The sequence below is a fragment of the Tessaracoccus sp. SD287 genome (assembly GCF_017355265.1).
Lineage (GTDB): Bacteria > Actinomycetota > Actinomycetes > Propionibacteriales > Propionibacteriaceae > Aestuariimicrobium.
In genome coordinates this window covers 41,268-63,289 of record NZ_JADIJQ010000012.1, presented here as the reverse complement: position 1 = coordinate 63,289, position 22,022 = coordinate 41,268, and the positions used below count along the sequence as shown (strand labels likewise).

Below are 22,022 nucleotides of genomic sequence, written 5' to 3'. Positions count from 1 at the left end.
ATGTTGCCATCGGCCCTCAGCGAGCGTCCAGCTCGGCCTGTTGGATGCGCGTCTCCAGCGCCCGCAACGCCTCCCGGCTGGCCTGGTCGGCGTCAATCCCGCTGGCGTGCGCCCGCAGCACCAGGTCAATGATCCCCTGCCCCACCTGGTCGGCGGTGACCGGTGCGTCTGGCAGGTCGATGGGCACGTGGTGGTTGCGGGTCCGACTGGCCACCTTGGTGGCCCGGGCGACGACGCTGAGGGACTGCGCGATGCCGTCCAGGGACGAGGTGCGGCCCTTCTCGGCACGCTTGCGCGCCTCCCAGGCAATTTTCGGGTCGTCGGGCACCTCGTCCTCGCCGAAGACGTAGGGGTGCCGGTCAGTGAGCTTGTCGGCAATGCCGGCTGCGACCTCGTCCAAGGTGAACCGGCCCTGCTGTTCGGCAATCTCGGCGTGGAAGTAGACCTGCAGCAGCAGGTCGCCGAGCTCCTCGACCAGGTCGGTGTCATCACCGGTCTCAATGGCGTCGATCACCTCACCGGTCTCCTCGACCAGATAGGTGACCAGGCTGCGGTGGGTCTGCTGGGCGTCCCAGGGGCACTCCCGGCGCAGCCGGTGCATCACCTGGCGCAACCGCAGCAACTCCTGGCCGGGTTCGCTCATCAGCCCTGAGAGTCGAGCGACTCGGGGCCGACCTGCGACAGCGAGCCGTTGCCGTGGCGCAGGCCGAGCTGCTCACGGTCCCAGCTGCCGAGGCGGGGGTTGACCACCACGTCCATGGCCGTGATCTGGGCGATGCCCCGGTCGGCGCCGACCTGGGTGGCGGCCAGGAAGAAGGTGCCGTAGGCGCGGGCGACCTCGCTGCAGCCGGGCGCATCGAGGGCACCGTCGACCTGCTGGTCGGCCAGCGCCTGGCGCACCTGCGCGTCGGAGTAGGACAGGCCGTTCTGCTCGGCCAACGCCTTCCCGATCAGCCCCTGCAGGGCGATGATGCGGATCTGGGCGTCCATGGCGTCCTGGCTGAAGCCCAGTGGCGCGGCGCAGGCCTGGGCGGCTGACTGCAGGTCGGTGAGGCTGATGCTGTGGCCCTCGACCTCGAAGGCGGTGCCACCGCTGGGGTGGGCGCAGCCGGTGACGGCCAGCGCCGCCGCGACGGCCACGGCCCCAGTGCGAACTCGGCTCCAACCGGTACGGGCAGTGCGGGGCATCGATGTTTCCTCACGGTCGGACGTCGCTGGCGGCTCTCGCAGCATCGCGACGATCCTAGCCATGCTCGGCGTGGACCAGCACCGGGAAGATGTCGGTGACCAGCGCGGTCACCCACTCGAGCAGTTCCTGGTCGGCCATCAATCCGCTGGTCACCGAGGCACGCGGGCGGGGCACCAGCACCACGTTGAGGGCGCGCTTGATCACGGTGCCGGGGTAGAGCCGGTCCAGCCTCATCTGGCGGGACTCGGGCAGGTCGGCCGGCGCCAGCCGGATGTTGGTGCCGACCGTGGTGACCTCCTGGATGCCGCGCTCACGGCACAGCAGCCGGAATGCCGCGACGTCCAGCAACGCCTGCACCTGCTCGTTGAACTCGCCGTAGCGGTCGCGCAGTTCGGTGGCGACCTCGGCGATGTCGGCGCTGTGACGCACCTCGGCCAGGCGCTTGTACATCTCCAGGCGCAGGCGTTCGGACTCCACGTAGTCGGTCGGCAGGTGGGCGTCGACGGGCAGCTCGATGCGCATGTCGGCCTCGGGTTCGGTGTCCTCGCCGCGGAAGTCGCTGACTGCCTCCCCCACCAGGCGGATGTACAGGTCGAAGCCGACGTCGGCGATGTGGCCCGACTGCTCACCGCCCAGCAGGTTGCCCGCGCCGCGGATCTCGAGGTCCTTCATGGCGATCGCCATGCCGGCGCCCAGGTCGGTGTGGGCTGCCATGGTGGACAGCCGGTCGTGGGCGGCCTCGGTGAGCGGCTTGTCCGGCGGGTACAGGAAGTAGGCGTAGCCCCGGTCACGGCCACGTCCGACGCGGCCCCGGATCTGGTGCAGCTGTGACAGGCCCATCAGGTCGGCACGGTCGATGATCAAGGTGTTCGCCGTCGAGATGTCCAGACCTGCCTCGACGATGGTGGTCGAGACCAGCACGTCGGCGCGACGTTCCCAGAAGTCGACCATGATCTGCTCGAGTTGCTTCTCGCCCATCTGCCCGTGGGCGGTGACCACCCGTGCCTCGGGCACCAGTTCCCGCAGCCGGCGCGCCGTCTTCTCGATGGACTGCACCCGGTTGTGGACGAAGAACACCTGCCCCTCGCGGGCCAGTTCGCGACGGATGGCCGCCACCACCTGGCCCTCGTCGTAGGGGCCGGCGAAGGTCAGCACCGGGTGGCGCTCCTCGGGCGGGGTGGCGATGGTGGACATCTCGCGGATGCCCGTGATGGCCATTTCGAGGGTCCGAGGGATCGGGGTGGCGCTCATGGAAAGCACGTCGACGTTGAGACGCAAACGCTTCAGCGCCTCCTTGTGCTCGACGCCGAAGCGCTGCTCCTCGTCGACGATGACCAGGCCCAGGTCCTTGAAGGCGACATCGCTGCCGAACAGCCGGTGGGTGCCGACCACCACGTCGATCTTGCCGCTGGCCAGCCCGTCCTTGGTCTTGGCGATCTCGGCGTCGGTCTGGAAGCGGCTCATGGGTGCCACGCTCACCGGGAAACCGGCGTAGCGGTCGGTAAAGGTCTGGAAGTGCTGCTGGACCAGCAGGGTGGTCGGCACCAGCACCGCCACCTGCTTGCCGTCCTGGACGGCCTTGAACGCGGCCCGGACGGCGATCTCGGTCTTGCCGTAGCCGACGTCACCGGAGACCAGCCGGTCCATGGGGACGACGGCCTCCATGTCACGCTTGACCTCCTCCAGGGTGGCCAACTGGTCGGGCGTCTCGACGTAGGCGAAGGCGTCCTCCAGTTCCCGCTGCCAGACGGTGTCGGGGCCGAAGGCGTGGCCACGGCTGGCCTGACGCGCCGCGTACAGCTTGATCAACTCGGCCGCGATCTCCTTGACGGCCTTGCGGGCGCGGGACTTGCGCTGGCGCCAGTCGGCCCCGCCCATCCGGTCCAGGGACGGATTCTCGCCGCCGACGTAGCGGGTGACCAGGTCGAGCGCGTCCATGGGGACGAACAGACGGTCGCCAGGTTGGCCCCGCTTGGACGGCGCGTACTCGATGACCAGGTATTCGCGGGTGGCGCCCTGGACGGTGCGGGTGGTCATCTCGATGTAGCGGCCGACCCCGTGGTGCTCGTGGACGACGGGGTCGCCGACGACGAGTTCCAGCGGTTCGATCTGGTTCTTGCGGCGCGAGGGCATCTTGCGCGCCGCCTTGTCGGCAGCCTGGGAGCCGGCCAGGTCACCGGTGGTGAGCACGGACAGACCGAGCGCTGTGGCCCGGAAGCCATGCTGCTGGGTGGCGGTGACGATGGTGATGGTGTTGGCCGGCGGCGCCTCCTCCAGCACGGTCGCGACCTGGGCGGGCAGGTCGTGGTCGGCCAGCACCTCCTTCATCCGGGCAGCCAGACCGGGGCTGTCGGCGGTCAGGACGACGCGATCACCGCGGGCCAGCGAGTCGGCGAAGTCAGCAATCGCCCCCTCGACGTCGCCGCGCCACGACTCGGTGGCGGCGATGGCCAGGGTGTGGGACTCGACGCCGTCGAGGGTGACGTCGCTGGTGGCGATGTCGCCGGCGTCGGGGGCCGAGGAGAAGGGTGACAGGGTCCACCAGGACTGGCCGCGCCCCAGCGAGACGGCCCGGACGTCGCCCAGTTCGCGGTAGGCCGAGGAGGACACGTCGATCGGTGCCCGGCCTCCCCCGGCCGCACCCGACCAGGACGCCTCCAGGAATTCCCGGCTGGTGCGGACCAGGTCGATGGCGCGGCTGCGCACCAGTTCGGGGTCACTGACCAGCACCAGGGTGTTGGTGGGCATCACCTCGACGAGCAGTTCGAGGCGGTCGACCAGCACCGGGGTCAGGGCCTCCATGCCCTCCACGGCGTGACCTTCGGCGATCCGGTCGAGCATGTCGGTCAGTTCGGGGTGCTCGCTGATCAGCGCCCTGGCCCGGGCCCGCACCTGGTCGTTGAGCAGCAGTTCGCGGCAGGGGCTGGCGGTGACCTCGGTGAGGGTCTGGTCGGTGGAACGCTGGTCGGCGACGGTGAAGGTCCTGATCTCGTCGACCTCGTCGCCGAAGAAGTCGATCCGGACGGGATGTTCGTCGGTGGGCGGGAAGACGTCGACGATGCCGCCGCGCACGGCGAACTCCCCGCGACGCTCCACCAGGTCGACCCGGTTGTAGGCAGCGGCGACCAGCGCCTCGGCCAGTGCTCGCGGACTGGACTCGGCACCCTTGCGCACGACGACCGGTTCCAGGTCGGCCAGGCCCTGGGCCTGCGGCTGCAGGATCGAGCGGACGGCGGCGACGACCACGGTGGGCTTGGGCTGCTCGGAGTTCCCGACGATGCGGCGAAGCACCTGGAGCCGACGCCCGACGGTGTCGGAGCGGGGGCTGAGCCGCTCGTGGGGCAGCGTCTCCCAAGCCGGGTAGTAGCAGACGTCCTCGGGGCTGAGCCATGACTCCAGGCTGGCCACCAGGTCCTCGGCCTCGCGGAAGGTCGAGGTGACCATCAACGTCATCCGACCCGTCTTGCTGGCCAGGGTGGCCGCGATGGCGGCACGAGAACTGGAGGGGGTGGTCAGGTCGAGCGCTGGCTGGCCGGCGCGTCCCCTCTCGAGGGCTTCGGCCAGCTGCGGGTCGGTCGCGAGCAGGTCAACGAGTCCGGAAAGAGTCACCCGCCGAGTTTAGGCGATGCCGCTCCACGGCCACACCCGTCGACCCAGCAGCGTGCACCCAGTGAGCCAATCCGGCCACCGGGAAGCGTTCTTGGTCCACTGGGTGCACGTTGCTGTTCGACCCGGCCTGTGGAGAACCTTCCGCCACGCAGAAAACCTGTGGAGAACTGGTCGTGGCCGCGCCGCGACACCCATAACCGGGGCATGACACCAGCAACCCACCTCATTGTCCGAGCCCAGGTACCCCTGGACCGGCGCGGTCACGTCGACGAACAGGTGCGCCGCGGGAACCTGCGGGCGATCCTGCCCGGCATCTACACCGCCGCCGAGTCCGATACCTGGCTGGACCGGGTGCACGCCGCCCAAGCGGCCCGTCCGCAGGCCACCGTGATCGGGGCCGCAGCCGCCCGTCTGCTCTTCTGGCCAGCGCTGGCGAACGAGACGGTGCCCATCGCCCCGGCGCGCTTCCGCAATCCCCCACCCTGGCTGGTCCCGACGCTGGACAGCATTCCGACCGTCCTGACGGTGAACCGGGGGGACCTGAGGATCGCGAGCCCAGCACTGGCGGCGCTGCAGCTGGTCGACGCGATGGGCGCCAGCCCAATCGATGAGGTGCTGCGCAGCCGCGCGGCGACGATCCGCCAGCTCACTGACGCCCTGGACGCGTTGCCGAACCGAGCCGGCAATCGCCACCGCGCGCGTCTGCTGTGGGAGTCACGGGACAGCCCATGGTCGGCACTGGAGCGCCGAGCGCATTCCACCCTGCGCCAGGCAGGAATCAAGGGCTGGCGAGCGAACCACCGGGTCCGCATCCTGGGTCGCACGTTCTACATTGACGCAGCCTTCCCCGGGGCAAAGCTCGCCCTGGAGTTCGATGGCTGGGCCTACCACAGCAGCCAAGCGGCGATGGAGTCCGACGCCGAGCGTCACAACTATCTGCAACTCGATGGGTGGACGGTGCTGCGCTTCACCTGGCACAGTCTGGACACCATGCCGGACCTGGTCATCAGGACCTTGCGCAAGCTCTCAGCAACGTGCACCCAGTGAGGACGGTGTCGGCGCAGCGACTGAGAGAGCCGCACTGTGTGCACGCTGCTGGAGTGGAATCAGCTGTTGAAGATGTTCTGCGCGGCCGCCAGCCCGTCGCGGATCAGCACCTCGATCGCGTCACAGGCGCGGCTGGCCTCGACCAGCACGTCGTCGCGCAGCTTCGCCGGGAAGGGCTCCAGGACGTAATCGGAGGCGGCCTGCCGGCCCGGGGGGCGACCAATGCCGTAGCGGACGCGGAAGAAGTCACCCGAACCGAGGTGGGCGCGGGTCGACTTGAGGCCGTTGTGGCCGTTGTCGCCGCCACCGACCTTGATCCGCAACTGGCCGAAGTCAATGTCCAGTTCGTCGTGGACGACGATGACCTGGTCGGTGGGGATTTTGTGGAAGGAGCACAGCGCCCGAATCGAGCGTCCCGACTCGTTCATGTAGGTGCGGGGTTTGGCCAGCACCACCTTGACCGCGTCCCCGACGGCACCGAAGCCGCTCGCCCCCAGACGCGTCTCGGCGACATCGGCATACATACCGCGGGGGGCAGAAAAACTGACCCGCCCACGCGAGGCCGCCTCGTCGACGACGAGAAAGCCCGCGTTGTGGCGGGTCGAGGCGTAGGCGGAGCCCGGGTTGCCGAGCCCCGCCACCAGCCAGGGAGAATTCATGACGGCCCAGACCTGGGTCGTGCTCAGGCCTCTTCAGCAGCGGCAGGAGCCTCGTGCTCGATGCCGGCCTCAGCCTCGGCCTCGGCCATCTCGGCGTCCAGCTGGGCCTGGCTCGGGGCATTGGTGATGTTGACGACCAGCGCCTCGGGGTCACCGGCGATCTCGACGTTCTCGGGCAGCTGCAGGTCGCCCAGCAGGATCTGGGTGCCGACCTCGGCGCCCTCGATCGAGACCTCGATCTCGCTGGGGATGCTGGTGGCCGGGGCGAGCACGGTGATGGTGCTGTGCTCAATGCTGACCATGGTGTTGGGGGTGGCCTCACCGGTGGTCACGATGGCGACCTCGACCGAGACCTTCTCACCGCGGCGCACCAGCAGCAGGTCGACGTGCTCGATGAAACCGCGGATGGGGTCGCGCTGCACCTGCTTGGGCAGGGCCAGCTGGGCGGCCTCGCCGGGGACCTCAATCGACAGCAGGGCGTTGGCCTGGCGCAGGGCCAGCAGCGTCGCGTGGCCCGGCAGGGCGATGTGGACGGGATCGGTGCCGTGGCCGTACAGCACGGCGGGAACCTGGCCGGCGCGGCGCAGGCGGCGGGCAGCGCCCTTGCCGAACTCGGAACGGGACTCTGCGACGAGAGTGATTTCAGCCATTGTTGTTTCTCCTCAACCTCGAACGTGTGGGCTCGCGAGGGAGGGCAAACGGACTCCACTAATGGAGCTCGTCGATCACGGACAGGCGTCCCTCGCCAAGCAGCCCGGTGAGTCTATCGGCTGGACCGCGGGCCAGACAAATTCATCCGGCTGGGTCGGTGACGTCGGCGACCTGAGCGTCCAGGGTCGAAATGACGTCGTCCCCGGCCAAGGTGGCTGCCACGCCGTGGGCGCCGGCGCCGAGGGAGACGGTGCGTCCGGCCACGGTGGCGTCGGCGACCACCGGCCAGCGGCGCACCGACCCGAACGGGGTGATGGTGCCGCGCTCGTACCCGGTGGCGTCGCGCGCGGTGGCCGCATCCGGCATCGAGAGCCGGCTCACGCCGAGCAGTCCGCGCAGCTTGGGCCAACTGATCTCACGGTCGCCGGGCACCAGCACGAACAGGAAGTCGTCGTCGCCGCGACGCACCACCAGGCTCTTGATGATGTCGCCGGGTTCCACCCCGCGCGCCGCTGCCGCCTCGGCCAGCGACCCCACCCGACCGTGCCGGGTGATCGCGAACGGCACGCCGGCTGCCTGGAGGGCCGCCAGTGCGCGCTGTTCGCCGGGGTCGACCATGCTCAGGCGTGACCGTTGAACAGGGAGGTCACCGAACCGTCCTCGAAGACCTCGTGGATGGCCTTGGAGATCAAGGGGGCGATCGACAGCACCGTCAGCTTCGGGATGTCGACCCCGGCACGCTGGGGCAGCGTGTTGGTGACGATGATCTCTTCGAAGGGTGAGTCGTTGAGTCGTTGCGCAGCCGGGCCGGACAGCACCGGGTGGGTGGCGGCCGCGATGACCTTGGCGGCGCCGCGCTCGATCAGCGCCTCGGCGGCCTGGCAGATGGTGCCGGCGGTGTCGATCATGTCGTCAACCAGCAGACAGGTCTTGCCGACCACGTCACCGACCACCTCGTGGACCTCGACGGTGTTGGCCTTGTCGGGGTCACGGCGCTTGTGGATGATGGCCAGCGAGGAGTGCAGCCGGTCGGTCCACATGTCGGCCAGGCGCACTCGCCCGGCGTCGGGTGAGACCACGACGATGTCCTCACCGGCGTACTTCTCGGAGACGTAGTCCGAGAGCACCGGCAGCGCCCACAGGTGGTCGACGGGGCCGTCGAAGAAGCCCATGATCTGGGCGGCGTGAAGGTCGACCGACATGATGCGGTCGGCGCCGGCCACCTTGAACATGTCGGCGATCAGGCGGGCCGAGATGGGCTCACGTCCGAGGTGCTTCTTGTCCTGGCGAGCATAGGGATAGAAGGGGGCGACCACCGTGATCCGCTTGGCCGAGGCCCGCTTCAGGGCGTCGACCATGATCAACTGCTCCATGATCCACTCGTTCACCGGGGCGCAGTGGGACTGGATGACGAAGGCGTCCGAGCCTCGCACCGACTCCTCGAAGCGAACGTAGATCTCGGTGTTGGCGTAGGCCAGCGCCCGGGTGGGCACCAGCGGGACGCCCATCAGTTCGGAGATCTCATGGGCCAATTCTGGGTATGCGCGCCCCGAGAACAGCTTGATCTCTTTGTCATTGGGGCGCTTGACGCCACTGGTCACTGGGAGTCCTCCGGACGATCGGTGTGCTGGGCATTGACGTGGATGGTCTCGGCATCGATCAGGATCGCACCGGGCTGGAGCAGACTACCGGCCTCGACCCCGACCCCACCGACATAGCTCAACGGAGCGATGGTGGAGCCGTCGCCGATGGTGGCGTTGCGGATGGCGACGAAACCGGCCGCGGTGGTGCCCTGGCCGAGTTGGGCACCCGGCCGCAGGTGGGCGAAGGGACCGACCACGGCACCGGGCCCGACCACCGCCAGTTCGGCGTGACTACGAATGACGGTGGCGCCTTCACCGACCTCGACGTCTCGCAGGGTGGTGTCGGGGCCGATAGTGGCCCCGGACGCAATCGAGGTGGCGCCCTCCAGGTGGGTGTTGGGCAGCAGGGTGACGTCCTGGCCCAGGTCGACCTCCGACTCGATCCAGGTGCTGGTGGGGTCGAGGACCGTGACGCCTGCCCGCTGCCACTTCTCGACGATGCGGCGGTTCATCTCGGCATGCATCCGGCCCAACTGGACCCGGTCGTTGACGCCCTCGGTCTGCCACAGGTCGTCGATGATGTGGGCGCCGACCCGGTGACCGGCCCGGTTGGCGATGGTGATCACGTCGGTCAGGTACAACTCGCCCTGGGCATTGTCGGTGTCCAGGTTCGACAGGCCGTGGCGCAGCACCTCGGCGTCGAAGACGTAGATGCCGGAGTTGATCTCGCGGACCTCGGCCTCATCAGGGCTGGCGTCCTTCTGTTCGACGATGCGGGCGACCCGGTCGCCGTCGCGGATGACTCGACCGTATCCGGTCGGGTCGGGCACGACCGCCGTCATCACGGTGGCCTTGTTCCCGGCGCTGCGGTGCGCCTCGACCAGTTCCACCAGCGTCTCGCCGGTCAGCATGGGCACGTCGCCGTAGGTGACCACCACCTCGCCGGTGATCTGCTCCAGTCCGACCAGTCCGCAGCCCACGGCATGCCCGGTGCCCTTCTGCTCCTCCTGGACCGCGGTCCTCACCTCGGGGGCGATGTCGTGCAGGTGCTCGAGCACCTGCTCGCGGTTGTGGCCCACCACGACCACCAGGTTCTGCGGGTCGAGCGCCCCGGCCGCCGAGACCGCGTAGCTGAGCATCGTCTGGCCGGCGACGCGGTGCAGCAGCTTGGAGGTGGTCGACTTCATCCGGGTGCCGCCACCGGCTGCCAGCACGACGACGGCAGCCACCGGTGACGGGCTTCCTGGGTCCTGGGGACGGGATGGGTCCTGGCTGGGCTGGGTCACGGGTTCCTCCGCTTCACGGCTGTACATCGAGGTGCCGGACTGGCGGTGCCCACTCTATCGGCTCGGCGACGACCCCAGTGCGGCCAGTTGGGGATAGTGCGCGACCAGGTCGTCCAGCACCTGGGTGGCGACGGCGTAGGAGTCGACCAGCGGGTGGTGCACCAGCGCCAGCAGCGCCTGCCGGCGGGACTGCTGCAGGGCGGCGGCGATGGTGGCGTTCTCGACGTACTTGGCGTTGCTGACGATGCCCCGGGCGTGGGGCCACAGGTCATCGACCGGTTGGGGATGGATGCCGGTGGCGTCGATCCGGCAGGGGGCCTCGATGACGTCCTCGTCTGCCAGGGCGCCGATGGTGCCCCTGTTGGCGACGTTGAGGATCAACTCGGCCGGTTCGTCGTTGGCGATGGCGTGCATGATGGCCAGCGCCACCTGGTCGTAGCCGCCGGTCTGCAGGTCGTCCTGGTCGCGTTCGAAGCTTCCGGCAGCCTCACGGTTGGATGCCATGTAGGTCTGCTCGCGTTCGAGCCGGGTCGCCTCCCACAGGTCCAGCGCCCCGGGTCCCCCACCCAGGGCGGCGACCGCGGCGTAGAAGCGTCCCTGCTGGGCCGCCAGGAACTGTCCCCGCGGGTCCGTGGCCGCCAGGTCGGCGGCCAGTGCCTCACGGGTGAAGTAGTAGTAGTGCAGGTACTCGTTCGGGATGGCACCCAGTGTCTGGATGAGCGGGGCACCGAAGAGCCTGCCCTCCTCGAAGGTCTCCAGCAGGTCGGCGCGCTCCAGCAGCAGCGGCAGCACGTCCGCGCCGTCCACGTGCAGTCCGCGCAGCCAGCCCAGGTGGTTCAGGCCCAGGTAGTCAGGACGGATCTGCGCCCCCGGCTCGTCGGGCACCAGACCGGCCCCCCGCAGCGCCTTGAGGGCGCGGCGGGCGAGCCCGACAGGTGAGTCGCAGATGCCCACGACCCGGTCGCCGAGCCGCTCCCGCAGCACCTGGGTGATCACCCCGGCCGGGTTGGAGAAGTTGATCACCCAGGCCGAGGGCGCGTGGGTCTGGATGGCCTCGGCGAACTGCAGCGCGACCGGGATGCTTCGCAGCGCATAGGAGATGCCGCCGGCGCCGACGGTCTCCTGGCCGATGACCTGGTGGTCCAGGCAGATGCGTTCGTCGGCGGCCCGGGCATCAGTGCCGCCGACGCGGACCGCGGAGAAGACGAAGTCGGTGCCCGCCAGGGCCTGGCCTAGGTCGGTGGTGGCGATGACGGTGGGCGCGTCCTCACGACCGGCGGCCAGTTCGGCGACCACCTGGCTGATCGCGGCCAGGCGCACCTCGTCCACGTCGTACAGGCGCACCTCGCTGACCCGTCCGGGGCTCTGGTCGGCCATCAACGCGCGGTAGACCAGCGGGACGCGGAAGCCGCCGCCACCCAGAAGGGTCAGCTTCATGGTGTGGCCTCCTGCGGTCGGAGTTTGAGTCGAACGCGATTGCTCCCCGGGCAGGAGTCGAACCTGCGTCGCTAGTCCTGATTCAAAGTCAGGCGGGCCCTACCGGCAGACCAACCGGGGAACGCTGCCGCACGGGCAACACCGACACTCTACGCAAACTCCCTCGCCGAGCGCATGTCGTGGCGTCGCGGTGGAACCCGACCCCGTCATCGGGGAAACTGGGCCGGTGACCCAGACACCAGAGTCCCGCCGCGTCCGCGTCCGGATGACCAGCGCGGAACGTCGCGAACAACTGATCGACGTGGCCAGGGCGTTGTTCGCCGCCAATGGCTTCGAGGGCACCTCGGTCGAGGAGATCGCCGCCCGGGCCCTGGTGTCCAAGCCGGTGGTCTACGAGCACTTCGGCGGCAAGGAGGGCCTCTACGCCGTGGTCGTCGACCGCGAGTCGCGGGCCCTGCTGCAGTCGATCCGCACCTCGCTGATGGTGCACGCCGGGTTCCGGGAGCTGATTGAGCGGGGCGCCATGGCCCTGCTGGACTACATCGACGCCGAACCGGACGGCTTCCGCATCCTGGCCCGCGACTCCACGGTGGGCAGCAGCGGCGGGTCCTTCGCCAGCATCCTGAGCGACATTGCCGCCAAGGTCGAGGACCTGCTGGCCCGTCCGTTCAGCCGCCAGGGCTACGACCCCACCTTCGCCGGCCTGTACGCGCAGGCGCTGGTGGGTCTGGTGGCCATGGTCGGCCAGGCCTGGTTGGACGCGCGTGAACCGGCCAAGGAGGTGGTGGCGGCGCACGTGGTGAACCTGGCCTGGAACGGCATGCGCAACCTGGAGTTCGAGCCCGGGCTGATCTCGGGCGACGACGGGTCCTAGTGGGCCTGGATCTGGGCGAGCAGCAGCACGCGCAAGTCGTCGGCAATTCGGTCGAGGCGCTCCCCCGACAGGCTGCCCAACAGCGCCGTCTCGGTGGTCAGCAGGCTGTCCAGGGCCGCGTCCACCCGCTGCCTGCCCGGGGTGGTCAGGGTGACCAGCACCCCGCGCCCGTCGACGGGGTGGCTCTCGCGGACGACGAAGCCGCGCTCGACCAGCCGGTCGACCCGGTTGGTCATGGTGCCGGAGGTGACGTGGGTCTCCTTGAGCAACTGTCCCGGCGTCAGCCGGTACGGCTCACCGGCGCGACGCAGGGCCGCCAGCACGTCGAACTCCCAGATCTCCAAACCGTGCTCGGCGTAGGCGCTGCGGCGGGCCATGTCGAGGTACTGCTCGAGTCGCTTCACCCGCGACCACAGTGCCATCGGTTCCAATGACAGGTCGGGACGTTCGCGACGCCAGGCGGTCATGAGTTCGTCTACTTCGTCCTGCATGACCCTCAGTCAACCACGCCTTCGCCTCAGCTGACGGGGCGGGCCCCGGGGACCGGCCCCACGGCGCGGCGCACCGACCACACCGCCGGGTGGGTCTTCATCTGGGCGGCCAGGTCCATGGCCTGCTCCTCGGAGCCGACCAGGAACGCGCAGGTCGGCCCCGAACCGGACAGCATCGCGCCCAGCACACCGGCCCGGCGTCCGTGGTCGAGCACCCGGCCCAGTTCGGGGCGCAGGCTGATGGCGGGCCGTTCGAGGTCGTTGACCAGGGCCGCGCCGACCCCGGCGACGTCACCGGTGGCCAGGGCGTTCATCAGTTCCCGCGGAATCTCGGTGCCCGGCTCGACCTCACCGGCCGCGTGCATCTCGTCGAAGCGGCGGTAGACCAGAGGCGTGCCGAGTCCGTCCCGGGCCATGGCCAGCACCCAGTGGTAGGCGCCGCGGCTGATCATCGGGACCAGTTCGGTGCCTCGTCCGGTGCCCCGGGCCGTGCCGCCGACCAGCGCGAAGGGCACGTCGCTGCCGAGCCGGCTGCCCAGCTCGTGCAGGTCGTCGGGTTGGGTGTCCAGGTCCCACAGCATGGCGCAGGCCAGCAGGGCGGCGGCGGCGTCGGCGGACCCGCCGGCCATGCCGCCGGCCACCGGAATGGTCTTCATCACCGACATGGCCACCCCGTGGTCGACGCCGTAGGTCTCGCGCAACAGTTCGGCGGCCCGCACGGCCAGGTTCCCCTGGTCCTGGGGCAGGGTGTCGGCGCCCTCACCGCGCAGCTCGATGCTGATGCCCTCGGCGGGCAGCGCCTCGAGGTCGTCGTAGAGCGACACGGCGTGGAAGACCGTGCCGAGCGGGTGGTAGCCGTCATCCCCCAGCGGCCCGACCTTCAGCGCCAGGTTGACCTTGGCTGGAACCCGTACCTTGACCCGGCCCAACATGTGCAGCGTCGGCTGCGTCCCGGTCTGTTCCACCCGCTCAACCTAGCCCAGAGTGAAGCGCCTCGGCGATCTTGGCGAAGGCGGTGATGTCCAGGGTTTCGCCTCGGGCCCGGGGGTCGAAACCTGCCCGTTCGATCACCTCGGACGCCGCGGCCGAGCCGCCGCACAGGCCGGCCAGGGCGGCGCGCATCATCTTGCGGCGCTGCGCGAAGGCGGCGTCGATCACGGCGAAGACCTGCGCGCGGGTGGCGGTGGTCTCAGGTGGTTCCCGCAGGCTGATCTTGACCAGACCGGACTCGACGTTCGGCACCGGCCAGAACACCGTGGGCGGCACCGTGCCCACCCGGGTGGCCGACGCGTACCACGCGAGCTTGGCCGACGGCACGCCGTAGACCTTGGAGCCCGGCGGGGCCACCAGCCGGTCACAGACCTCGAGTTGGACCATCACCAGACCCGTGCGCCAGGTGTCGAACTGCGCCAGCAGGTGCAGCAACACCGGCACCGAGACGTTGTAGGGCAGGTTCGCGACCAGCGCGGTGGGCGCCGGGCCGGGCAGGTCCTGGACGGCCATGGCATCGGACTCGACGACCCGCAACCGGTGGGCCGCCTCGGGCATCCGCTCGCCGATGGTGCCGGGGAGCGCCCGAGCCAGCCGGTCGTCGATCTCAATGGCGGTCACCGAGGCCCCCACCTCGAGCAGTCCCAGGGTCAACGAACCGAGACCGGGGCCGACCTCGATGACCACATCGTCGGCGCTGACCCCGGACAGGGCGACGATCCGGCGGATGGTGTTGGCGTCGATGACGAAGTTCTGGCCGCGCTGCTTGGTGGGCGTCAGGTCGAGGCGGGCCGCCAGTTCGCGGACCGCCCCGGCGCCGAGCAGTGCGCTGTCGTGTCCACTCATGAGAGCTCCTCCATGTCGTCGGCCTCGATCTGGCCCCACTCGCCGTTGAACGCGTCAAAGGTGTTCTGGACGATCAGGTCGCAGAACTCGTCCAGGTCCTGGCCCAACTGGTCGGCCACGAAGCGCACGGTGTGCGGCAGCAGGTAGGGCGCGTTCTTCCGGCCGCGCACGGGAACCGGGGTCAGGAAGGGGGCGTCGGTCTCGACCAGGATGCGGTCCAGGGGGGTGATTGCCAACGCCTCGCGCTGGGGGCCGGCGGACCCGAAGGTGATGACCCCGGGGAAGCTGAGCCACGCGCCCCGGTCGAGGCATTCGCGGGCGAAGTCGGCGTCGCCGCTGAAGCAGTGCATGACGATGCGCCGTGGCAGGCCGACCTGGTCGAGCACCTTGAGCACGTCGGCGTGGGCGTCGCGGTCGTGGATGACCAGGGTCAGGTCGTGCTCGATGGCCAGCTCGATGTGGCGGGCGAAGCTGTAGCGCTGGCGGTCGTGTCCCTCGGGGTCGCGGGTGCGGAAGTAGTCGAGTCCGGTCTCGCCAATGCCGCGGACGAAGTCACCGGCGGTGGCGAGCTGGGCGACCTGGGCGAGCTGCTCGTCCAGCGCGTCACCGGCCCGGGCGGCCTCGTTGGGGTGGATCGAGACGCATGCGACGACCCCCGGCGTGACCCGGGCCAGGTCGACGGCGTACTGGTTGCCCTCGACGTCGCAGCCCACCTGGACGAGTCGGCTGACCCCGACCCGGCAGGCCAGGGCGAGGCTGTCGGGCGCCGACAGGCCGGTGTACTCGGTGGTGGTGTCGGCGTGGGTGTGGGAGTCGATGACCGGCCGCGGCAGCGCCTCGGGCAGTGTCGGCAGACCCCGCTCGGCCAGCTGCTCCTCGAGCCGGGACGGGTCGCTCATCGATCTCCTCCGGTGTCCCGGTCGGCGATCGCCCGGGCGTACAACTGCTTGCGGTTGACCCCGGTGGTGGCGGCCACCTCGGCGACGGCCGCCGACAGTTTCTCGCCCTGGGTCATGCGGGCGCGCACCAGGGCCAGCGGGTCGATGTCGTCGTCGCTGGCCGGGGCGCCGGCGACGACGACGCTGATCTCGCCGCGGGCATGCTCGACCGCCCACGCGGCCAAGGCGCCCAGGCCGTCGCGGCGCACCTCTTCGTAGGGTTTGGTGAGTTCCCGGCAGACCGCGGCCGGACGATCGACGCCAAAGGCCTCGGCGGCGTCGGTCAGGAAGTCGGCCAGCCGGTGGGGCGCCTCGAAGAAGACCATGGTGCGCGGTTCGTGGGCCAGGTCGGCCAGGCGGCGTCGGCGCGGGCCGTCCTTGCGGGGCAGGAACCCCTCGAAGCAGAAGCGGTCGGTCGCCAGACCGGAGACGGCGAGCGCGGTCAGCACCGCCGAGGGGCCGGGCACCGCGGTGACCTCGTGGCCCGCGGCCAGGGCGGCCTGGACCAGCCGGTATCCCGGATCGGAGACCAACGGCATGCCGGCGTCCGAGACGACCAGGACGTCGCCGTCGGCCAGCGCAGTGACCAGCTCGGGGGTGCGTTCGGCCTCGTTCTGGTCGTAGAAGCTGACGATGCGGGCGTCGGTGTGCAGTCCCAGCCGGCGCAGCAAGGTGTGGAAGCGGCGGGTGTCCTCGGCGGCGATCAGGGGGGCCGCCACGATGGCGGCCCGCAACGCGTCGGAGGCCTGGTCCTTGTGCCCGATCGGGGTGCCGGCGAGCACGACGCGTCCGGGTCTGTCCTGGCCGACGGTCGGCGCCTCGAGGTTGGTCACCCGTCCATCTTGCCCGTTCGGCGGACGAGCCGTGACCAGCCAACGCCTACGATGGCGGGGTGACGCGTACGCCCGAGCAAGACGACACCCTCACCGAAGCCCGTCCAGCGGGCTCGGTGGTCTATGGACCGGTCAGCCCCGATCTGGCCGACCAGCCGATGCTGCCGCTGCCGGTGGGCGAGCCGATCGTTGCGAACAGGCCCCTGCTGACCACCATTGAGCGCCTGCAGGACGGGCCGCCGAAGTCTGGTGTGGTCGGCTGGGTGGTGACGATCGCGATCACCCTGTTCGCGTTGGGGCTGCGGCTCTACCACCTGGACTTCCCCCGCAAGCTCATCTTCGACGAGACCTACTACCCCAAGGACGGCTGGGCGCTGCTCAATTTCGGCTTCGAACATGACTTCGTCAGCGAGGCCAATGCCCAGATTGCCACCGGCAACCTGGGCGCGTTGTTCGTGCAGGGACCCTGCTCGCGTCCGAACGCCGTCGACGACATTTGCTCGGCCTACGTGGTGCACCCGCCGCTGGGCAAATGGCTGATCGCCGCGGGCGAGGCCGTCTTCGGCATGAACTCGTGGGGATGGCGGGTGCCCTCGGCCGTGTTCGGGGCGTTGATGATCTTCCTGGTCATCCGCCTGGCCGCCCGGCTGGGCCGCTCGATGCTGGTCGGCGCCATCGCGGGAATCCTGCTCTGCTTCGACGGGCTGCAGTTCGTGATGAGCCGCACCGGTCTGCTCGACATCTTCCAGGCGACCTTCGTGGTGGCCGCGGTGACCGCCGTCGCCGCCGACCGGGACTGGTTCCGGCACCGGCTGGCCCGGCACCTGCTGAAGATCGGCGAACCCGACCTGGGCGGACGGTTCGGGCCGGCCTTGTGGTGGCGTCCGTGGCGGATCGTCGCGGGAGTGATGTTCGGCTGCGCCATCGCCGTGAAGTGGAACTCGATCTACGCGCTGGCAGCGATCGGGCTGCTGAGCGTCTTCTGGGACGTCTCGGCGCGCCGTCTGGCCGGCGCCAGGGGGCATGCCTGGTGGGCGTTGCTGCGCGACGGCATCCCGGCCTTCTTCTCCATGGTGGTGCTGGCGGTCCCGGTGTACATGGCGACCTGGCTCGGCTGGTTCCGGACAACCGCCGGCTGGGACCGCAACTGGACGTTGAACGAGGCCAACCAGGGCTCGGTGCTGGCCGACCTGCCGAACTGGCTCGGCTCCTGGCTGGCCTACCACCGCTCGATGTATGAGTTCCACACCGGTGACTTCATCAACAACGCCACCCACGTCTACGAGGCGCACCCGGCCGGCTGGCTGGTGATGGCACGGCCCATTGGCATTGACGCCCAGAACGACATCCAGCCCGGGCAGCAGGGCTGTGAGGCCGTCGGCGACACCTGTCTGCGGGTGATCACCGCGCTGGGCACCCCGACGCTGTGGTGGTTCGCCGCGGCGGCGCTGATCGCGGGCATCATCTACTGGGTCGCCGGGCGCGACTGGCGGTTCGGGCTGCCGATCGTGGCAGCGTTGGCGATGTACCTGCCGTGGTTCCAGTACACCGAGCGTCCGCTGTTCTTCTTCTACGCCGTGTGCATCGTCCCGTTCACGGTGGTGGTGCTGGCGCTGGTGCTGGGCAAGTTGTTGGGTGCCGCCGGGGACGCCGACCGCAGGCGCAACTCGTGGATCGTGTCCTCGGTGGTGGGTGTGGTGGCCCTGAACTTCGCGTTCAACTGGCCCATCTACACCGACGAACTGCTCACCCGCCGCCAGTGGCAGCTGCGGATGTGGTTCGGCAGCTGGATCTGAGCCGACCGGCTAGATCAGCATCAGGAACAGGGCCAGCCCGGACAGGATCACACCCAGGGCCAGCAGCCCCCAGCCGACCGACTCGGGCAGCGCCGCGTAACCGGCCAGGAACGAGCGACGGCCCGGGGTGACCCCGACGGTCGGGGCGTATGGCGGTGGCAGGGCGGCGCTGCGTCCGCTGACCGGGGAGTTCTGGTACTGGCCGGGCGTGTCGCTGATGCTCCACCCCGGGGCGGGTCGGTGCGGCTGGGCACCGCTGGGCACCCGCTCCATGGGGAACGCCTGGCCCGGCAGCGAGGTGACCGTGCCCCCGGCCGGGATGGCGTCGGGTCGACTCGGCCCGGTGAATGCGGTGGTGATCGGACCGGCGTGGTTCCAGCCCTCGGGGAAGTCGGGGATGCGGTCGGGGATCACGATCGGACGGTTGCCGCTGCGCGGCAACGTGGTGGCCCGCAGCGCCTCCAACGCCGAGCGGGCCGTCTGGTAGCGCCTGGTCTCGTCCTCGAACAGTTTCGCGATGAACCTGCCCAGCGGCACGTCGGCGGCAGCGGGCGGAATCACCGGGGCACCCTCGGCGGGGGGACGTCGCCCGGTCAGCATCTCGAGCAGCACCACCCCGACCGAGTACAGGTCCTGCTGGGGTGTCGGGTCGGCACCGTACTGGGCCTCGGGCGACATGTAGCCGGGTGTGCCGATGACTTCGGTCGCGCGGGTCATCCGAGGGTCACCGATGGGGGCGGCGATGCCGAAGTCGGACAGGTAGGTGTACGGGTCGATCCTGCCGGAGGTGGCGCTGGGCTCCATCAGGATGTTGGCGGGCTTCACGTCACGGTGCACCAGCCCGGTCTCGTGGACCGCGATCAGGGACTCCAGCAACTGGTCGATGACCCGCACCGACCAGACCGGCGGCAGCGCCCCCTGCTCCTTGATGATCTGGGCCAGCGACCCGCCGCGGATGAGCGGCATGGTGAACATGACCTTGTCGTCCTCACCGGCCCAGCCCAGGGGGGTGACGACATGCTGGTGATCGACCCGCCAGCTGGTCTCGCGCATGAAGCGGATGAGTGAGTCGGAGTGGGACTGCTTGAGCACCTTGCCGGCCCGGTACTCCTTGACACGCAGGTCCCAGACGCGCCAAATGACGCCGCCGCCCCCGCTCGCCAGCGGGTCGACGAGCTCGTAACGACCCGCGAAGACTTCACCCATCGCGCCCATCCTGCCAGTTGTCGGGCCATTCGGCCTCCCCTGTCTAGACTCACCCCCATGACCCGACCGCGCTGGCCGACCCGGCTGTTGGCCGGCCTGGCGGCCGGTGTGATGCTGGTGGTCTCCGGTTGCAGCAGCGGCGGCGACGACGCGGTGTACGGCAAGCGGGTCACCGGCACCAGCGTGTCGACCGGCGCCCCGGTCCTGGTGGTCGGCGACTCGTGGGACGAGGTGGGCGCCACCGACACCGACCAGGGCGTCCGCGTCTACACCATCGAGCGGGCTGCCGGTGAGGACGTCACCGCCTCGGTCAGCGCGGTGGCCGCGCCGGGTCAGGACGACGGGCTGGACGTGGAACTGCGTGACGCGTCCGGCACCCGCTGCGGCAGCGCCACGGCGTCACGCTATGCGAGCTCCCGTAACCCGCTGATGTCGGCCACCGTCGGCTCGACGGTGCGCGCCGGCGACCAGTGCCTGGCTTCGACGCGGCTGGTGCTGTCGGTGCGTCGCGCCGGCTCGGGTACCGACCCGGTGCAGGTGCGCCTCCGGTTGTTCACGGTGCCGAACGTGGAGAACACGTTGTACCCCGTCCATGAGCCGCAGCAGCAGCTGTCACCACTCAGCGTCGGTGCCAGCGCTCCCGGCACCCCGGGCCGTTGGCTGGGAGACGCCGGGGAGCTCAGCCCCCGGCAGACGGTGAGCGGCAACGTGGGCCCCGCCGCACTGCATACTTACAGAATCCCGTTGCAGTGGGGCCAGGGCCTGCAGGTGCAACTCGTCTTCCCCGACCCCCCGCCGACGGTGCAGGAGCAGATGCAGGACGCCGACATGCGCGGCGGGCTGCACCTGGTCAACCCAGCCGGTGAGTTCGGCACGTACTCCTCGATCTACCTCTCACCAGGTGGCGTGGTGGAGGTGAACCTCGAGCCGGCGTTCTATGCGAGTGGGAAACTGACCAACCTGCCCGGGTACTACACGCTCATCGTGGGCGTGACGAGCACGAAGGAGACCGCAGCCGTGCTGCCCTACCAACTCATCGCCGCCCCCTACGGGGCCGTCAACAACGGGCTGGGTCCGCAGGTGGTTTTCGCCACCCCGTCGTCGGGCGTCCCCGAGGCGGTGCTGTGGGTGATGCTGGTGGCCGGCGTCCTGCTGATCATCGCCGGCATGGTGCAGGTCACCCTGCACCGCCAGTCCGCCTGAGGAACGTGTGGTCCTGCCCCTTCGAACTTGGTGGTGCCGGTTCAACCACGCTCTACCCTGCTCCAAGTGACACCACTGTGTTCGAAGCGCCGAGTTGGGCTGGGCCACCGTGGTCAGGAGCGAGCACGCCGGTGCAGCACGGCGGCGCGACCGAGCAGGCCGACGGCGAGGACCACCACACCGGTCACCAGCACCTTCCAGGTCAGCGTGGCCACCAGGGCCAGGCACAACACGATGCCGAGCACCTGCAGCACCCGGGGGTAGCGGCGTCCCTCGCGCTGGCGCAGGGCGGCGGCGTTGGCGACGGTGTAGTAGAGCAGCACGCCGAAGCTGGAGAAGCTGATCACCTCGCGCAGTCCCCCGAACAGGACGAGCACGCTGACCGCGACGGCCAGGGCCACCTCGGCGCGATGCGGCACTTGGAAGCGGGGGTGGATGCCGGCGAACCAGGTCGGCAGGTCACGCTCGCGGGCCATGGCCAGGCTGGTGCGGCCGATACCGGTCATCAGGTTGAGCAGGGCACCCAGGCAGGCCAGCGCGGCGGCGGCACCGACCGCGACCCCCAGCGCCCCGGACGGATCAATGGCGCGGGCGGCATCGAGGACGGGGCGGGTGCTGGCCGCCAGCGCGTCCGGCCCCAGCCGGTCCAGCAGGGTCAGCGCGACGGCGACGAAGATGGTCAGGGCAATGGCCAGGGCGGCGATGATGGCCCGCGGGATCGTCCGGCCGGGGTCGCGGACCTCCTCGCCCATGGTGGCGATGCGGGCGTAGCCGGCGAAGGCGAAGAAGAGCAGACCGGCGGCCTGGAGGGTTCCCAGGATCGTGGGCTCGATGCTGAGCCCGGCGAGGTGGCGGGGGCCGTCGATGGCCAGGTTGCTCGCCGTCCACACCATCAGCACCGTCACCACGACGGCGACGATGAGGCGGGTGGCCAGGGCGGTGCGGGTGATGCCGCGGTAGTTGATGGCGGCCAGCGCCAGGACGGCTGCGACAGCGACCAGGCGTTGGGCCCATCCGTCGGGCACCAGGTAGGCGGCGAAGGTGAGTGCCATGGCTGCACACGAGGCGGTCTTCCCGATGATGAAGCTCCAGCCGGCGGCGAAACCCGACCAGGGGCCCAGCTCCGCGCGTCCATAGGCGTAGCTGCCGCCGGCGACGGGATGGACGGCGGCCAGTTGGGCCGAGGAGGTGGCATTGCAGAAGGCGACGACGGCGGCCAGCAGCAGGCCCACCAGCAGGGCGGCGCCGGCTACCCGGGCTGCTGGGGCGAAGACGGCGAAGACGCCGGCGCCGACCATCGAGCCGACGCCGATGGTGGTGGCATCAGCCAGGCCGAGGCGGCGGGCAAGGGTGGTGGGGTGGCTCACGTGAGCTCACGCTAGGC

At 69.9% G+C, this 22,022-nt stretch carries 20 protein-coding genes and 1 tRNA gene; 4 read left to right on the top strand and 17 right to left on the bottom strand.

Annotation, left to right across the window (positions count from 1 at the left end; translation table 11 throughout):
- Positions 1 to 16: 16 nt before the first annotated feature.
- Genes IPV09_RS06985 through mfd form a run of 3 tightly spaced genes read right to left on the bottom strand, consistent with a single transcriptional unit; the run spans position 17 to position 4,798 of the window.
- Entirely contained in the window at positions 17 to 643 is a 627-nt protein-coding gene (locus tag IPV09_RS06985) for a MazG family protein (protein WP_207474518.1), read from the bottom strand.
- The gene (locus tag IPV09_RS06980) at positions 643 to 1,188 is read right to left on the bottom strand and encodes a SurA N-terminal domain-containing protein (protein ID WP_207474517.1); all 546 of its coding nucleotides are present in this window, start codon (positions 1,186 to 1,188) and stop codon (positions 643 to 645) included. The genes IPV09_RS06985 and IPV09_RS06980 overlap by 1 nt, the downstream gene beginning before the upstream one ends.
- A 55-nt stretch (positions 1,189 to 1,243) precedes the next feature.
- A complete protein-coding gene (gene mfd, locus IPV09_RS06975) occupies positions 1,244 to 4,798 on the bottom strand; it encodes a transcription-repair coupling factor (protein ID WP_207474516.1) in 3,555 nt (1,184 codons plus the stop codon).
- Between the two features lie 204 nt (positions 4,799 to 5,002).
- On the opposite strand from mfd, the gene IPV09_RS06970 reads away from it, so the two are divergent.
- Positions 5,003 to 5,845: an endonuclease domain-containing protein gene (locus tag IPV09_RS06970; RefSeq protein WP_207474515.1), complete on the top strand. Its 843-nt coding sequence runs from the start codon at positions 5,003 to 5,005 to the stop codon at positions 5,843 to 5,845.
- A 59-nt stretch (positions 5,846 to 5,904) separates the two neighbouring features.
- On the opposite strand, the gene pth is transcribed toward IPV09_RS06970, so the two are convergent.
- From pth to IPV09_RS06935, 7 genes are all read right to left on the bottom strand, one after another.
- The gene (pth, locus tag IPV09_RS06965) at positions 5,905 to 6,504 is read right to left on the bottom strand and encodes an aminoacyl-tRNA hydrolase (protein WP_207474514.1); all 600 of its coding nucleotides are present in this window, start codon (positions 6,502 to 6,504) and stop codon (positions 5,905 to 5,907) included.
- 23 nt (positions 6,505 to 6,527) lie between these two features.
- A complete protein-coding gene (locus IPV09_RS06960) occupies positions 6,528 to 7,154 on the bottom strand; it encodes a 50S ribosomal protein L25/general stress protein Ctc (RefSeq protein ID WP_207474513.1) in 627 nt (208 codons plus the stop codon).
- Positions 7,155 to 7,296: 142 nt separating this feature from the next.
- Positions 7,297 to 7,773: an aminoacyl-tRNA deacylase gene (locus IPV09_RS06955; protein WP_207474512.1), complete on the bottom strand. Its 477-nt coding sequence runs from the start codon at positions 7,771 to 7,773 to the stop codon at positions 7,297 to 7,299.
- A gap of 2 nt (positions 7,774 to 7,775) precedes the next feature.
- Positions 7,776 to 8,756 (bottom strand): ribose-phosphate diphosphokinase, encoded by a 981-nt coding sequence (locus IPV09_RS06950; protein WP_207474511.1) that lies wholly within the window; start codon positions 8,754 to 8,756, stop codon positions 7,776 to 7,778.
- Complete coding sequence (gene glmU, locus IPV09_RS06945; RefSeq protein ID WP_207474510.1) at positions 8,753 to 10,051, bottom strand: bifunctional UDP-N-acetylglucosamine diphosphorylase/glucosamine-1-phosphate N-acetyltransferase GlmU; 1,299 nt, start codon at positions 10,049 to 10,051, stop codon at positions 8,753 to 8,755. Before glmU ends, IPV09_RS06950 begins: the two co-directional genes overlap by 4 nt.
- 27 nt (positions 10,052 to 10,078) lie before the next feature.
- Positions 10,079 to 11,461, bottom strand: coding sequence for a 6-phospho-beta-glucosidase (locus tag IPV09_RS06940; protein WP_207474509.1), 1,383 nt, complete (start codon positions 11,459 to 11,461; stop codon positions 10,079 to 10,081).
- Positions 11,462 to 11,503: 42 nt separating this feature from the next.
- Positions 11,504 to 11,582 (bottom strand) — tRNA-Gln (locus IPV09_RS06935).
- A 105-nt stretch (positions 11,583 to 11,687) separates the two neighbouring features.
- On the opposite strand from IPV09_RS06935, the gene IPV09_RS06930 reads away from it, so the two are divergent.
- Positions 11,688 to 12,335 (top strand): TetR/AcrR family transcriptional regulator, encoded by a 648-nt coding sequence (locus IPV09_RS06930; protein WP_370590248.1) that lies wholly within the window; start codon positions 11,688 to 11,690, stop codon positions 12,333 to 12,335.
- Here IPV09_RS06930 and IPV09_RS06925 read toward each other — a convergent pair.
- Genes IPV09_RS06925 through rsmI form a run of 5 tightly spaced genes read right to left on the bottom strand, consistent with a single transcriptional unit; the run spans position 12,332 to position 16,433 of the window.
- Positions 12,332 to 12,826, bottom strand: a complete 495-nt coding sequence (locus tag IPV09_RS06925) for a MarR family winged helix-turn-helix transcriptional regulator (protein ID WP_207474508.1) — start codon at positions 12,824 to 12,826, stop codon at positions 12,332 to 12,334. The two genes, IPV09_RS06930 and IPV09_RS06925, sit on opposite strands and share 4 nt — an antisense overlap.
- Before the next feature lie 26 nt (positions 12,827 to 12,852).
- Positions 12,853 to 13,791, bottom strand: coding sequence for a 4-(cytidine 5'-diphospho)-2-C-methyl-D-erythritol kinase (locus IPV09_RS06920; protein ID WP_370590247.1), 939 nt, complete (start codon positions 13,789 to 13,791; stop codon positions 12,853 to 12,855).
- Positions 13,792 to 13,795: 4 nt separating this feature from the next.
- On the bottom strand, positions 13,796 to 14,662 hold the full coding sequence (gene rsmA / locus IPV09_RS06915) for a 16S rRNA (adenine(1518)-N(6)/adenine(1519)-N(6))-dimethyltransferase RsmA (protein ID WP_207474507.1): 867 nt from the start codon (positions 14,660 to 14,662) through the stop codon (positions 13,796 to 13,798).
- Positions 14,659 to 15,561 (bottom strand): TatD family hydrolase, encoded by a 903-nt coding sequence (locus tag IPV09_RS06910; protein WP_207474506.1) that lies wholly within the window; start codon positions 15,559 to 15,561, stop codon positions 14,659 to 14,661. The genes rsmA and IPV09_RS06910 overlap by 4 nt, the downstream gene beginning before the upstream one ends.
- Positions 15,558 to 16,433 (bottom strand): 16S rRNA (cytidine(1402)-2'-O)-methyltransferase, encoded by an 876-nt coding sequence (rsmI, locus tag IPV09_RS06905; protein WP_207474505.1) that lies wholly within the window; start codon positions 16,431 to 16,433, stop codon positions 15,558 to 15,560. The genes IPV09_RS06910 and rsmI overlap by 4 nt, the downstream gene beginning before the upstream one ends.
- 206 nt (positions 16,434 to 16,639) lie before the next feature.
- Between rsmI and IPV09_RS06900 the strand changes: the two genes are divergently transcribed.
- Positions 16,640 to 18,229 (top strand): dolichyl-phosphate-mannose--protein mannosyltransferase, encoded by a 1,590-nt coding sequence (locus IPV09_RS06900; RefSeq protein ID WP_242681343.1) that lies wholly within the window; start codon positions 16,640 to 16,642, stop codon positions 18,227 to 18,229.
- A gap of 9 nt (positions 18,230 to 18,238) precedes the next feature.
- Here the strand turns inward: IPV09_RS06900 and IPV09_RS06895 are convergent, their stop codons facing one another.
- Positions 18,239 to 19,435: a serine/threonine-protein kinase gene (locus IPV09_RS06895; protein WP_207474504.1), complete on the bottom strand. Its 1,197-nt coding sequence runs from the start codon at positions 19,433 to 19,435 to the stop codon at positions 18,239 to 18,241.
- 57 nt (positions 19,436 to 19,492) lie between these two features.
- On the opposite strand from IPV09_RS06895, the gene IPV09_RS06890 reads away from it, so the two are divergent.
- Entirely contained in the window at positions 19,493 to 20,638 is a 1,146-nt protein-coding gene (locus IPV09_RS06890; protein WP_207474503.1) for a hypothetical protein, read from the top strand.
- Between the two features lie 113 nt (positions 20,639 to 20,751).
- Here the strand turns inward: IPV09_RS06890 and IPV09_RS06885 are convergent, their stop codons facing one another.
- The gene (locus IPV09_RS06885; RefSeq protein ID WP_370590246.1) at positions 20,752 to 22,005 is read right to left on the bottom strand and encodes an APC family permease; all 1,254 of its coding nucleotides are present in this window, start codon (positions 22,003 to 22,005) and stop codon (positions 20,752 to 20,754) included.
- Positions 22,006 to 22,022 lie beyond the last annotated feature (17 nt).

What these genes read in the sequence shown, in the direction of transcription:
- IPV09_RS06985 (WP_207474518.1), bottom strand. Translation starts at nt 643, where the DNA reads ATGAGCGAACCCGGCCAGGAGTTGCTGCGGTTGCGCCAGGTGATGCAC.
- IPV09_RS06980 (WP_207474517.1), bottom strand. Translation starts at nt 1,188, where the DNA reads ATGCCCCGCACTGCCCGTACCGGTTGGAGCCGAGTTCGCACTGGGGCC.
- IPV09_RS06970 (WP_207474515.1), top strand. Translation starts at nt 5,003, where the DNA reads ATGACACCAGCAACCCACCTCATTGTCCGAGCCCAGGTACCCCTGGAC.
- pth (WP_207474514.1), bottom strand. Translation starts at nt 6,504, where the DNA reads ATGAATTCTCCCTGGCTGGTGGCGGGGCTCGGCAACCCGGGCTCCGCC.
- IPV09_RS06960 (WP_207474513.1), bottom strand. Translation starts at nt 7,154, where the DNA reads ATGGCTGAAATCACTCTCGTCGCAGAGTCCCGTTCCGAGTTCGGCAAG.
- IPV09_RS06955 (WP_207474512.1), bottom strand. Translation starts at nt 7,773, where the DNA reads ATGGTCGACCCCGGCGAACAGCGCGCACTGGCGGCCCTCCAGGCAGCC.
- glmU (WP_207474510.1), bottom strand. Translation starts at nt 10,051, where the DNA reads ATGTACAGCCGTGAAGCGGAGGAACCCGTGACCCAGCCCAGCCAGGAC.
- IPV09_RS06940 (WP_207474509.1), bottom strand. Translation starts at nt 11,461, where the DNA reads ATGAAGCTGACCCTTCTGGGTGGCGGCGGCTTCCGCGTCCCGCTGGTC.
- IPV09_RS06925 (WP_207474508.1), bottom strand. Translation starts at nt 12,826, where the DNA reads ATGCAGGACGAAGTAGACGAACTCATGACCGCCTGGCGTCGCGAACGT.
- rsmA (WP_207474507.1), bottom strand. Translation starts at nt 14,662, where the DNA reads ATGAGTGGACACGACAGCGCACTGCTCGGCGCCGGGGCGGTCCGCGAA.
- IPV09_RS06910 (WP_207474506.1), bottom strand. Translation starts at nt 15,561, where the DNA reads ATGAGCGACCCGTCCCGGCTCGAGGAGCAGCTGGCCGAGCGGGGTCTG.
- IPV09_RS06895 (WP_207474504.1), bottom strand. Translation starts at nt 19,435, where the DNA reads ATGGGTGAAGTCTTCGCGGGTCGTTACGAGCTCGTCGACCCGCTGGCG.
- IPV09_RS06890 (WP_207474503.1), top strand. Translation starts at nt 19,493, where the DNA reads ATGACCCGACCGCGCTGGCCGACCCGGCTGTTGGCCGGCCTGGCGGCC.